General features: G+C 72.5%; 10 protein-coding genes. 6 read left to right on the top strand and 4 right to left on the bottom strand.

Annotated features, from left to right (window positions below; translation table 11 throughout):
* Positions 1–37: 37 nt before the first annotated feature.
* On the bottom strand, positions 38–1621 hold the full coding sequence (locus Cs7R123_RS37785; RefSeq protein ID WP_212835025.1) for an acyl-CoA carboxylase subunit beta: 1584 nt from the start codon (positions 1619–1621) through the stop codon (positions 38–40).
* 150 nt (positions 1622–1771) lie between these two features.
* On the opposite strand from Cs7R123_RS37785, the gene Cs7R123_RS37780 reads away from it, so the two are divergent.
* From Cs7R123_RS37780 to Cs7R123_RS37770, 3 genes are all read left to right on the top strand, one after another.
* Entirely contained in the window at positions 1772–2674 is a 903-nt protein-coding gene (locus Cs7R123_RS37780; protein WP_212833798.1) for a hypothetical protein, read from the top strand.
* Positions 2675–2683: 9 nt separating this feature from the next.
* The gene (locus Cs7R123_RS37775; protein ID WP_212833796.1) at positions 2684–3484 is read left to right on the top strand and encodes a biotin--[acetyl-CoA-carboxylase] ligase; all 801 of its coding nucleotides are present in this window, start codon (positions 2684–2686) and stop codon (positions 3482–3484) included.
* 378 nt (positions 3485–3862) lie between these two features.
* Positions 3863–4420 carry a PH domain-containing protein gene (locus tag Cs7R123_RS37770; protein ID WP_212833794.1) on the top strand — a complete coding sequence of 186 codons (558 nt, stop codon included), beginning with the start codon at positions 3863–3865 and terminating at the stop codon, positions 4418–4420.
* 7 nt (positions 4421–4427) lie between these two features.
* Here Cs7R123_RS37770 and Cs7R123_RS37765 read toward each other — a convergent pair whose 3' ends face one another.
* From Cs7R123_RS37765 to Cs7R123_RS37755, 3 genes are all read right to left on the bottom strand, one after another.
* Entirely contained in the window at positions 4428–5144 is a 717-nt protein-coding gene (locus Cs7R123_RS37765) for a GtrA family protein (RefSeq protein ID WP_212835023.1), read from the bottom strand.
* 77 nt (positions 5145–5221) lie between these two features.
* Positions 5222–5728 (bottom strand): GtrA family protein, encoded by a 507-nt coding sequence (locus Cs7R123_RS37760; protein ID WP_212833793.1) that lies wholly within the window; start codon positions 5726–5728, stop codon positions 5222–5224.
* 10 nt (positions 5729–5738) lie between these two features.
* Entirely contained in the window at positions 5739–8348 is a 2610-nt protein-coding gene (locus tag Cs7R123_RS37755; RefSeq protein ID WP_244872394.1) for a sigma-70 family RNA polymerase sigma factor, read from the bottom strand.
* A gap of 406 nt (positions 8349–8754) precedes the next feature.
* Between Cs7R123_RS37755 and Cs7R123_RS37750 the strand changes: the two genes are divergently transcribed.
* The 3 genes from Cs7R123_RS37750 to Cs7R123_RS37740 all read left to right on the top strand — a co-directional run bounded on the left by Cs7R123_RS37750 (position 8755) and on the right by Cs7R123_RS37740 (position 11941).
* Positions 8755–10593: a phosphoenolpyruvate carboxykinase (GTP) gene (locus Cs7R123_RS37750; protein WP_212833792.1), complete on the top strand. Its 1839-nt coding sequence runs from the start codon at positions 8755–8757 to the stop codon at positions 10591–10593.
* Between the two features lie 92 nt (positions 10594–10685).
* A complete protein-coding gene (locus Cs7R123_RS37745) occupies positions 10686–11141 on the top strand; it encodes an Rrf2 family transcriptional regulator (protein WP_212833791.1) in 456 nt (151 codons plus the stop codon).
* 29 nt (positions 11142–11170) lie between these two features.
* Positions 11171–11941, top strand: a complete 771-nt coding sequence (locus tag Cs7R123_RS37740; RefSeq protein ID WP_212833790.1) for an isoprenyl transferase — start codon at positions 11171–11173, stop codon at positions 11939–11941.
* Positions 11942–12264 lie beyond the last annotated feature (323 nt).

The raw sequence follows: 12264 nt of genomic DNA, 5'->3' as shown, positions 1-12264 counted from the left end.
ATGGGCGTCACTCACCGCTGATGATCGATGACTGCCGTTACAGGGGGATGTTGCCGTGCTTCTTCGGCGGCAGCGTCTCCCGCTTGGTCGCCAGGGTGCGCAGGCCGCGCACGATGTGCGCCCTGGTGGCCGACGGTCGGATCACCGCGTCGACGTAGCCGCGCTCGGCGGCGACGTACGGGTTGCACAGGGTGTCCTCGTACTCGTCGATGAGCTCGGTGCGGCGGGCCACCGGGTCGTCGGCGGCGGCCAGCTCCGCACGATAGAGGATGTTCACCGCGCCCTGCGCGCCCATCACCGCGATCTGCGCGGTCGGCCAGGCGAAGTTGAGGTCGGCGCCCAGGTGCTTGGATCCCATGACGTCGTACGCGCCGCCGTACGCCTTGCGCGTGATCACCGTGATCTTCGGGACGGTGGCCTCGGCGTACGCGTAGATGAGCTTGGCGCCCCGGCGGATGATGCCGTCCCACTCCTGGCTGGTGCCGGGCAGGAAGCCGGGCACGTCCACGAAGGTCAGCACCGGGATGTTGAACGCGTCGCAGGTGCGCACGAACCGGGCCGCCTTCTCCGAGGCGTCGATGTCCAGGCAGCCCGCGAGGTGCATCGGCTGGTTGGCGACGACGCCGACCGGCCTGCCCTCGACCCGGCCGAAGCCGGTGATGATGTTCTGCGCGTACAGCGGCTGGACTTCCAGGAACTCGCCGTCGTCGACGATCGACTCCAGCACGGCGTGCATGTCGTAGGGCTGGTTGGCCGAGTCGGGGATCAGCGTGTCCAGGACGGCGTCGGTGTCGGACGGGTCCAGGTCGGCGGCGGCCGGGTAGGCGGGCGCCTGGTCCAGGTTGTTGCTCGGCAGGTACGACAGCAGCGCCTTGACGTACTCGATCGCGTCGGCCTCGTCGGTGGCCAGGTAGTGCGCGTTGCCGCTCTTCGTGTTGTGGGTGCGCGCGCCGCCCAGCTCCTCCATGCCCACGTCCTCGCCGGTGACGGTCTTGATCACGTCCGGGCCGGTGATGAACATGTGCGAGGTCTGGTCGACCATCACGGTGAAGTCGGTGACGGCGGGGGAGTAGACCGCGCCGCCCGCGCACGGGCCCATGACCAGCGAGATCTGCGGGATCACGCCGGAGGCGCGCACGTTGCGGAAGAAGATCTCGCCGTACAGGCCGAGCGAGACCACGCCCTCCTGGATGCGGGCGCCGCCGGAGTCGTTGATGCCGATGACCGGGCAGCCGGTCTTCATCGCCAGATCCATCACCTTGACGATCTTCTGGCCGAAGACCTCGCCCAGCGAGCCGCCGAACACCGTGAAGTCCTGCGCGAACACGCACACCGGGCGGCCGTCGACCGTGCCGTAGCCGGTGACCACGCCGTCGCCGTAGGGCCGGTTGCGCTCCTGCCCGAAGTTGATGGAGCGGTGCCGGGCCAGCTCGTCCAGCTCCACGAACGAGCCCTCGTCGAGCAGCAGCCCGATCCGCTCGCGTGCCGTCTTCTTGCCCCGGGCGTGCTGCTTCTCCACCGCCCGCGCCGAGCCCGCGTGCACGGCCTCCTCGACCCGCCGGTCGAAGTCGGCGAGCTTGCCCGCCGTCGTCCGGCTCACCTGGCTGCTGTCCTTCGGCACCGTTGTCGTCACGCCGTGATGCTAACGAACCTCCTGAACTCCCGTTCAGTCATCTGCGCCACACGTGTCCGGATCGCCCAACGAAATGATCTTGATGAAGAGGGTGGTCGTTTCGTCTGGTTTAGGGTGGTCGTTAGGACGATTGTGACGATGGTCTTCGGGGTTGCGCTGCTGGTGGGCGGCTTCGCGGTGCTCGCGGTGGTGCGTCCGTGGCAGGGCGAACCGCGCCCCCGTGCGCCGCGTCGGCGGCCCGTGTCCACACCCGGATCCCCCACCAGGCCGCGACCCGGTCCGGGCGGGCAGACCGCCCCCGGAGCCGGCTCGCGCCGACCGCGCCCGGCCCGGCGCGGCCCCGCCAGCACCACCACGCCCGCCGCAGGGCGTGCCGCGCAGCGGCCCGGCACCGGGGCGGGCGGAACCATCCGCGCCGCCGCCCCGGGCGCCCCGGACGCGTGGGAGCGCACGCCGGAGCTGGTGACCGCAGGTGCGGCGCCGCTGCTGGTCACGGCGGCCGCGCCCGCGGCCCGGTCGGCGGACCCGGCCCCGCCGGTCCCGGCCGTCATCGGTACGGGCGTCCCGGGCGTACACGCCGACTCCCGCTTCGCACACCGGCCCGCCGTCGCGGCCGCCGCGCGCGACCGGGCCGCGGCCACCGGCGAAGCCCGCACGACGGTCACGGGCACCCCGCTCGCGGCCGCCGGCGTGCCTGACGGCGCGGTCGGCTCGGTGCACCCGATCCGGCCCGACCGCCCCGCGACCGCACCGGGAGGCGCCCAGCGGCCGGCGCCGCGGCGGCGCGGCGGCGTGCCTGCGGGCGCGGCCGAGGTACGGGTGCAAGCCGGTCCGGCCGAACCCGGCGCCTTCGGGCCCGGCCTGGTCGCCGTGTCCGCCGCCGGGGCGGGCGAGCCGGTCCGCCGCCACCGGATGGAGTCGATCCAGCGCGGACGCCTGGTCGCCACCGAAACCGGGCAGACCGACATCGTGCTGCCGGAGTGGCTCGGCCCGTTCACCGACGCCGACGTCGCCCCGGTCCGCGCCCGGCACGCGGGTTAGCGTGATCCGGTGACCGCCGACCGTTCGCCGCTCAACGGCTCCCACCTGCACGCCGAGATCCAGCCGTTCTGGCGGCCGGAGATCGTCGCCGAGACCGGCTCCACCAACACCGACGTGTCGGCGGCGGCCCGCGAGGGCGCGGCCGAAGGGCTGGTGCTGCTCGCCGAGTCGCAGACCGCGGGCCGGGGCCGGCTCAACCGCAGCTGGCAGTCGCCGCCGAACGCCGGGCTGGCGCTGAGCGTGCTGCTGCGCCCGACCGTCGACGTGTCCCGCTGGGGCTGGCTGCCGCTGCTGGCCGGGGTCGCCCTGGCCGAGGCCGTACGCGCGGTGACCTGGCTGGAACCGCAGCTCAAGTGGCCCAACGACCTGCTGCTCAACGGGCGCAAGTGCGCGGGGCTGCTGGCCGAGGTGCCGGAGGCCGGGGCGGTCGTGATCGGGATCGGGCTCAACGTCACGCTGGGCGCCGACGAGCTGCCCGTCACGCCGTCCGGCCTGCCCGCGACCTCGCTGCTGCTGGAGCAGGCGCACTCGGTCGACCGGACGCAGCTCGCGGGCGAGCTGCTGGGGCGGCTGTATGAGCGGTACCGGCAGTGGCAGGACGCGAAGGGCGACCCGGAGCGCGGCGGGGTGCGCGAGGCGTATGTGCGGCTGTGCGGCTCGGTCGGGCGGGAGGTGTCGGTGTCGATGCCGGACGGGTCGAGCCTGACCGGCACCGCGACCACCGTGGACACCGACGGGCGCCTGGTCGTGGCCGCTACCGACGGCACCCTGCGCCACATCGCGGCGGGCGACGTCGTCCACCTGCGCTGACCTCGCCGCACCCGGGTTCGGGTCGACCTCCACGGGTGACCGGCGGTTGATCGCCGCCTCTGGCCGGAATCCACCCTCCGTACGCCGTCCGGCCCCGCTTTTTCATAGACGTTGGCCTATTACATCGACTATTCGTAGATCATTCTCGATGAGATAGGCCAACGTTTATGAAAAAGCGGGGTTGGGGGAGGGCTCGGGCCGTCTTCGGGGTGTCGGGGTCGTCTTTCACCGGGGGTGCGTCGTGGCGGGACGCACCGGTGATGAGACGGAAAGGTGACGGGCTACCGACGGTGGATTCCGGATGGTGGTGTCGCCGCACTAACCTGCTCGCGGGCGGTCGCGCAGGTGCGGACGGCCCGGGACTTAGGAGGCAAGGGAATGGCGTTCCCCGAGGACGTGCTGACCGACGGCGAACACGTGGTGCTCGACCTGCACCCGCACTGGAAGGCCATGATCCGGCCGGTCGCGGTGCTGGTGCTGGCGCTGGCGGCGGTGATCACCGGGCTGGTCCTGCTGGACAACGAGGTGCTGATCTACATCATCGCGGGCCTGGCCGTGGTGGCGGTGGCGTGGCTGTCGTTCTGGCCGTGGCTGGTCTGGCGCACCACGCACTACGTGCTCACCAACGAGCGGGTGCTGCTGCAGACCGGTGTGTTCTCCCGTGACCGCCGGGACATCCCGCTGTCGCGCGTCAACGACCACTCCATGAACCAGCGGTTCATCGAGCGGATGCTGGGCTGCGGCACGCTGACCATCGAGTCGGCGGGCGAGCGGGGACAGTCGATCCTGACCGACATCCCGCACGTGGAGAAGGTCCAGACCACGCTGTACGAGCTGGTCGAGGCCGACCGGGACCACCACTCGTACAACGACGACGAGCGGCCGAAGTACATCCCGCCGGCGCAGGAGACCCGCGCCGAGGAGAACCAGAAGTAGTCCGCGGTTACCGCTCTGGGCGCCGCTTGGCCCGCGTCAGCTCGTCGGAGAGCTTGGCGTCGCTGAGCTCGGCGTCCAGGGCGGCCAGCTGCTCCGCCTCGGCCGCGAACTCGGCCTCCAGCGGGGCGGTGAGCCGGGCGAAGTCGTCGCGGTGCACCTGCGCGGGCACCGGCACGCCGGCCGCGGTGGTGGCGGCGGCCTCGGCGTCGAGCAGCTCCTCGACGTCGGCGACGTGCAGGTGGGCCGGGCCGAGGTCGATGTCGGCGCCGTCGGCCCCGACCGCCACGGTGTTGCTCGGCGCGAACACGAACGTGCGGTACGTGAAGAAGCGGAAGATCGTGCCCAGGCCCAGGCCGAAGAACTTGGCCACGTTCAGGGCGAAGAGGCTGGTCAGGCCCAGCGCGTACTTGGTGGCGCCCATGACGGCCAGCTCGATGACCAGGCCGGCCGCGTTGAAGATCGCGAACATGATGAACTCGCGGGTCGCCCCGTCCTTCGACCGGTCCTTGTAGGTCCAGTGCCGGTTCATCAGGTACGACGTCACCATCGCCACGATGGTGGCGACGACGTTGGCCTTGAGCTCGCCGCCGGGGAAGATCGTGAGCACCAGTGCGTTGAGCACCAGGAAGTTGATCACCGTATTGGCACCGCCCACGACGGCGAACTTGAGGGCCTCCGGGCCGAGCCGGCGCAGTCGGGCCGGCAGGAAGCGGTCCCACATCATCTGGTCACGGTGCACTCGGTCACTTTACGCGAGATGAATCGGGACGGCAGGTTCCGCAACCCCGGATGCGTGCCATCTCACCTTGCGGAAGCCTGCGCGGGGGCGGGCTGGGCCGCCTCCACCTGCGGCCCGGTGAACACGAACCGCCGGTACGCCCAGAAGCGGAACACGGTCGCGATCGCGTTGCCGACGAGCATCTTCGACACGTTGTCGGCCAGGCGGGTCTGGAAGACCTCCGGCCAGGCGCCGCCGAGCACGTCGTGGCTGAACCACAGCACCGCCAGGCTGATGCCGAGGCCGACCGCGTTGAAGAAGAAGTAGAGGCCGTACTCCCGGGCGAGGCTGGCGCTCTCGCGGTGGCGCCAGGTCCAGTACCGGTTGCCCAGGAACGCGGCGGTGGCCGCGACCGTCGTCGAGACGAGGGTCGCGGCCAGCCAGCCGGTCGACAGCAGCAGGTTGAACACCGCGAAGTCGAGGAGGAAGGCGAGACCGCCGACGACGCCGAACTTGCCCAGCTCCCGCAGCAGGTGGCGGAAGCGGTCGAGGAGGCGGGGGAGCAGGCCGGCGGCTGGTTCAGGGGTCACATGAGGGAGTTTACCGGCCGTCGGCGTCGCGGTCGCCGAGCTGCGCGGAGCCGGTGACGACCGCGAGCACCCCCACCTCCAGCGGGTCGCCGCCCGTACGCAGGCGGGCGGTGCTGCCGGGCGCGGCCGGGGCGCCCAGCCACAGCACGTCCACGCCGGGGGTGCGCCAGGTGCACCGGGCCGGGTCGGGCCGGCAGGCCAGCGCGGCGGCGCTGGTGTTGCGCCCGCCCGCGAGGTTGCCCGCGACCCCCACCTGGGCGTCCCCGATGTACAGCGAGTCGCCGTCCATGCCGAGGTCGCCGTCCCACAGGGCCAGGCCGATCTTGACCTGGCCGCCGGGGCCCAGCGCGACGGTCGCGTCGTCGTCGCCGTGCCCGGCGCGCGGGCCGAGGTAGACGGCGGCCTCGGCGTGCGGGGCGCGGTCGTGGGCGTACACCACGGTCAGGGTCCAGCCCGCGTACTGGCCGCTGCCCTGGGGCAGCCGGTCGGCGGGGGCCGCCAGCCACCAGTCGCCGCCGCCGCGGACCAGGTCGGTCACGTCGGCGAAGCCCTGGGTGAGCGACGGACCGGACGCGCCGTGCCCGAACCGCACCTCGACCGGGTGCCAGCGCCCGCTCGGCCCGTGCAGCGCGACGGTCTGCGGGAACACGTCCGACGAGGTGGCCACGACCAGGCCCGCCCAGCGCACCTTCGCCCCCTTGGGCAGGATCAGCCGCGCTCCGGCGGCGGCCTTCGGGCCGGCGAGCTCGCCGATGCGGCCGTCGGGGCCCTTCGGGCCGCCCCTGTCGAACAGGCCGTCCGGTGCCTGCGGCTCGGCCGGGCCGGGCAGCAGCGGCAGCATGGACAGCAGGTTGTTGTCGTCGGACTGGAAGCACTGCGGGCGCGGCGAGCAGGACAGCAGGGTGTTGCCGGCCAGCGACACGTCGACCCGGCCGCTGGCGGCGTACCCGGCGTGCATGCCGCGGGGGGCGACGGGCACCCGGAACGCGGCGGCGCGCCGCCTGCCGCCGAAGTCGACCATGGTCGCGACCGGCTGGAATCCGCTGACCTCCTTGTCCACCTCGACCGGCAGGCTCGCCGTCGACAGCTGGCCGGGGCGCAGCGCGGCCCTGGCGCAGGCGGCCCCGCCGACGGTGGTCTCGCAGCGCCAGCCGTCGCCGGCGTCGGCGGCGATCAGGTGCACGCCGACCGGGAGGGTGACCTCCAGCCGTACCGGATCGGCGGCCAGGACCACCGGCACGGCCGCGACCGGCCCACCCGTCCGGGCCGCGGTCTGCTCGGGCGTGCCCGGGGCCCGCACCGGGATCGGCAGCGTGCCCCGGCCGCCCGCGGCCAGGTCGGCGGCTGCCGGATCGGTCTGCGCCGCCGGGACCGCCGGGGCGGGGGCGACCGGCTCGGTCGCGCCCGGTGGCGACGCCGCGCCGGTCGGCGACGGCCGCGGCGGGCGGCTGCTCGCGGCCGCCGACGGCACGTCCGTCGCCGGGCCGGTGGGCGCGGCCGAGGGCAGGATGCCGGTGGGCGCGGGTCCGGCAGGCGCGGGCACCGGTATGGCCTGAGGCCGCCGCACCGTCACCGGCGACGCGGTCATCAGCGCGAACACCAGCACCCCGGCCAGCGCCGCGACCGCCACCCCCGCGCCGGCGGCCACGTTGGCCAGCCCGAACCGGGCCGTCAGCCGCCGGGGCGCCCCGGCCAGCCACCACCAGGCGGCGACCCGCGTGGACACCGCGACGGCACCCCGGGCGCGCAGCGTGCGCGCCCGGTCCTGCACCGCGGCGGCGACCCGCCCGCGCAGATTCACGGGGATACGGCCGGGTCGGGCGGCGCTCGCCAGGTAGCCCGCCGCCGCGGCGCCGAGCAGCACGGGCGCTAACACCCCCCGGAGGCCGCTGTTCTCCTCTGTCAGCTCGCGGTGCAGCCGGCGGCACTCGGCGCAGCCGGTCAGGTGCTCCTCGACCTTGGTCCGGTCGCGGCGGGCCAGCGCGGCCCGCACGTATCCGGCCAGGTGCGCGCCGGTCCAGTGGCAGCGCGGGTTGCCCGTGGTGGCGATGTGCTCCTGCAGGTACATCTGGCGCAGCCGTTCCCGGGCCCGGTACGCCAGCGCGGCCACGCCGTTGGGGGTGAGCCCGAGCAGCGGGGCGATCTGGGCCGGGGTCTCGCCCTCGACCTCGGTGTGCCACAGCACGGCCCGCCACCGCTCGGGCAGCCGGGCGAAGGCGCGTGCGGCGTACGAGGTCTCCAGACGGGAGATGGTCGGGTCGTCGACCGGCTGCGCGGTCTCGTACCGGGTGAGGTCGTCGGTGAGCTCGACGCGGTGCTCGCGGCGGGCCCGGTCGTAGCGGGCGTGCCGCATGGTCGTCAGCAGGTAGGCCCGGAACGCGCTGTCCGGGCCGCCGCCGCCGCGCAGCACCGCGAGCACCTTGGCGAACGCCTCGGCGATGAGGTCGTCGGCCTCGGCGGCGTCGTGGTGGAGCACCCGGGCCAGCCGCCTGGCGCTGTCGTAGTGGCGCCGGTAGAGCAGCCCGTAGGCGCCGGTGTCACCCCCTCGTACCAGGGAGATCAGGTGGTGGTCGCTGTGTGGATCGAGCCGATCCAGGGCAGGGTCATACGCAGTGGTCACGGCCGCCTCCGGGGGGAATGTCCGATTTTCGAACGGCTGCTACGGACGTTAGACCAATCACCCGATTTGCGGAATATGCCAAAACCGTGGTGAAGTCGGTTAACCAGGTTCGGGTGCGCCTGGTGACGGGTATGGGCCGAGTGATTTCCGTGCGGTCGCCCGGCCGGGAGGGGCGCCCGTGCCGCATGAGGCGAGAGAAAGGATTTGCGGGAACGTGCGCGGTTCGCCGAAGAACCGAGCGCGAGAGCGCAGTCGCACCGAGGCTTGTGCAGTTATTCACAAGCTGGAGCGGGCTCGCGGCCCCCTGCCGGGCTTACGCTGAGCCCACATCCCGGGACGACAGGCGGCCACCGGCCGTTTCTCTGTCGTATCCGTCGGTCAAAGACGACCAGGAGGAGAACTTTCCATGACCGCGCCGGCAGTCATCGCAGGGCTTGACCAGCACCCGACCGAGCACGCGAAGCTCATCGCCTGGGTGCGCCAGGTCGCCGAGCTCACCACCCCCGACCGCGTCGTGTGGGTCGACGGTTCCGAAGCCGAGTGGACGCGGCTGACCGGCGAGCTCGTCGCCGCGGGCAGCCTGCTCCAGCTCGACCCGGTGAAGCGGCCGAACTCCTTCTGGGCCCGCACCGACCCGTCCGACGTCGCGCGGGTCGAGGAGCGCACGTTCATCTGCTCGGTGGACTCCGCCGACGCCGGCCCGACCAACAACTGGATGGCCCCCGCCGAGATGAAGCAGCTCATGACCGAGCTGTACCGCGGCTGCATGCGCGGGCGGACCATGTACGTGATCCCGTTCTGCATGGGCCCGCTCAACGCGGAGAACCCGATGTTCGGCGTCGAGATCACCGACTCGGCGTACGTGGTGGCCAGCATGCGGATCATGACCCGGATGGGCAGCCGGGTGCTGGAGGCCATGGGCTCCGAGGCCGAGTTCGTGCCGGCGCTGCACTCGGTCGGCGCCCCGCTGGAGCCGGGCCAGGCCGACGTGCCGTGGCCGTGCTCGCCCACCAAGTACATCTCGCACTTCCCGGAGACCCGCGAGATCTGGTCGTTCGGGTCGGGCTACGGCGGCAACTCGCTGCTGGGCAAGAAGTGCTACAGCCTGCGCATCGCCAGCGTGATGGGCCGCGACGAGGGCTGGCTGGCCGAGCACATGCTCATCCTCAAGCTCACCAACCCCGCCGGGAAGGTCCACTACATCGCGGCGGCGTTCCCGTCGGCGTGCGGCAAGACCAACCTCGCCATGCTGGAGCCGACCATCCCGGGCTGGAAGGTCGAGACCCTCGGCGACGACATCGCCTGGATGCGCTTCGGCGAGGACGGCCGCCTCTACGCGGTCAACCCCGAGTACGGCCTGTTCGGCGTCGCGCCCGGCACCGACTGGAAGACCAACCCCAACGCGATGCGCACGCTCGCCTCGGGCAACTCGCTGTTCACCAACGTCGCCCGCACCGACGACGGCGACATCTGGTGGGAGGGCATGGGCGAGCCCCCGGCCCACCTCACCGACTGGCACGGCCACGACTGGACCCCGGACTCCGACCAGGTGTCCAGCCACCCGAACTCGCGGTTCTGCACTCCGATCACCCAGTGCCCGATCCTCGCGCCCGAGTACGACGACCCGAACGGCGTCCCGATCTCGGCGATCCTGTTCGGCGGCCGCCGCAAGACCACCATCCCGCTGGTGAGCCAGGCCCGCGACTGGGTGCACGGCGTCTTCCAGGGCGCGACGCTGTCCAGCGAGACCACCGCCGCCGCGGTCGGCCAGGTCGGCGTGGTCCGGCGCGACCCGATGGCGATGCTGCCGTTCATCGGCTACCACGCCGGCGACTACTTCCGGCACTGGATCGCGATGGGCAAGGGCGCCGACGGCAACGCCGACAAGCTGCCCGGCATCTTCTACGTCAACTGGTTCCGCCGCGGCGACGACGGCCGGTTCCTGTGGCCCGGGTTCGGCGAGAACTCGCGCGTGCTCAAGTGGGTCGTGGACCGGCTGGAGGGCGAGGCGGGCGGGGTCGAGACCCCGGTCGGCTTCGTGCCGCGCGCGCAGGACCTGGACCTGACCGGCCTGGGCCTGCCCGCCGCCGACGTCGAGCTGGCCCTGGAGGTCCGCGCCGACGAGTGGCGCCAGGAGATCCCGCAGATCACCGAGTGGTTCGAGAAGTTCGGCGACAAGCTGCCCGGCGTCCTCTGGGCGGAGCTGGACGCGCTCAAGGCGCGCCTGGGCGTCGCCGACGCGTAGCAGCCCGCCAGGCCGTTCATATTTCGGCAACAACTGTTCACATCCCGCAGGCCCGCTGACATCGTCGGCGGGCCTGCGGGCATGATGGGAGCGTGCAGATCTCGGCGCGAGGCGACTACGCGGTCAGGGCGACCCTTGAACTGGCCAACGCGTACCCCAACACCATCTCGGCGCAGGCCCTCGCCGACGCCCAGGGGCTGCCCCGCAAGTTCCTGGAGGCGGTCCTGGCCGACCTGCGCCGCAGCGGCGTGATCCACGCCGTGCGCGGCGCCGACGGCGGCTACTGCCTGAGCATGGCGCCCTCGGAGATCACCATCGGCATGGTGCTGCGCGCCGTCGACGGCCCGCTCGCGGGCGTACGCGGCCACCGCCCCGAGCAGACCAGCTACACCGGAACCGCCCTGCACCTGCCCCTGGTCTGGGTCGCGGTGCGCTCCGCCGTCCGCAGCGTGGTGGACGAGGTGACGCTCGCGCAGGCCGTCAGCGGCCAGCTGCCCGATGCCGTCCGAGATCTGACCACGGTCCCCGATGCCTGGCAGCCGCGCTGACCAGCTTCGGCAGCGTTAGGCTGCGCAGGATGAAACTCCGCGATCTGGTCTACTCGGTGTACGAGCGCCGCCTGACGTCCCTGCTGGCGGGCAAGCCCCGGCCCCGCCACGTCGGCGTCATGTGCGACGGCAACCGGCGCTGGGCGCGCGACATGGGCTACGTCGACCCCAACGACGGCCACCGCGTCGGCGCAGCCCGGATCAAGGAGCTGCTGCGCTGGTGCGACGAGGCCGACATCGCGCACGTCACGCTGTACCTGTTGGCCACCGACAACCTGCGCCGCCCCGCCGCCGAGCTGGACCCGCTGCTGCAGATCATCGTGGACCTGGTCACCGAGCTGGCCGAGGACGGCAACCCCTGGCAGCTGCGGATGGTCGGCGCGCTGGACCTGCTGCCCGCCGAGACCGCCGCGGCGCTCAAGGCCGCCGAGAACCGCACCGGCGGCCGCGAGGGCGGGGCGTTCGTCAACATCGCGGTCGGCTACACCGGGCGCCGGGAGATCGCCGACGCGGTGCGCTCGCTGCTCCAGGAGCACGCCAAGGCGGGTGCCACCATCGAAGAGGTGGCCGAGCTGATCGACGTCGAGCACATCGCCGAGCACCTCTACACGCGGGGCCAGCCCGACCCCGACCTGATCATCCGGACCAGCGGCGAGCAGCGGCTGTCCGGCTTCCTGCTCTGGCAGTCGGCGCACTCGGAGTTCTACTTCTGCGAGCTCAACTGGCCCGACTTCCGCCACGTCGACTTCCTGCGCGCCCTGCGGGCGTACGCGGGCCGCCAGCGCCGCTTCGGCACCTGATCGAGCCCGCCCGCCCCCACGTCACCCCTCCCCATCGCCCCCGCACCCACGTCGCCCTGTCGCGCGCGGTCGCACGTAGCGATCGGGCCGGAAGCGGCGATCTTCACGGCGTGTCGGGTGGGTGATCGTCGTCCTCGGTCAAAATGCGGCCCTGAAGGCGATGTCCGGACCGCAAGTGGCGATCACCCGGCCCTGCCCCCCGCCACGGAGGCCGCCGAGCGACCCCGTTACCACAATGTGACGCATAGTTGCCGTCCGATTCCTACCCTCGTTCTACCTGCACTCCTGTTGAAAATGTGACGAGTGTCACGATCGTCGTGACG

Source organism: Catellatospora sp. TT07R-123 (assembly GCF_018327705.1).
GTDB lineage: Bacteria > Actinomycetota > Actinomycetes > Mycobacteriales > Micromonosporaceae > Catellatospora.
Note: the sequence above shows the minus strand (reverse complement) of the source record. Positions and strands in the feature narration are given on the sequence as shown.

Coding starts and splice junctions, on each gene's coding strand:
- Cs7R123_RS37780 (WP_212833798.1), top strand. CDS start 1,772: ATGGTCTTCGGGGTTGCGCTGCTGGTGGGCGGCTTCGCGGTGCTCGCG.
- Cs7R123_RS37770 (WP_212833794.1), top strand. CDS start 3,863: ATGGCGTTCCCCGAGGACGTGCTGACCGACGGCGAACACGTGGTGCTC.
- Cs7R123_RS37765 (WP_212835023.1), bottom strand. CDS start 5,144: ATGATGTGGGACCGCTTCCTGCCGGCCCGACTGCGCCGGCTCGGCCCG.
- Cs7R123_RS37750 (WP_212833792.1), top strand. CDS start 8,755: ATGACCGCGCCGGCAGTCATCGCAGGGCTTGACCAGCACCCGACCGAG.
- Cs7R123_RS37740 (WP_212833790.1), top strand. CDS start 11,171: ATGAAACTCCGCGATCTGGTCTACTCGGTGTACGAGCGCCGCCTGACG.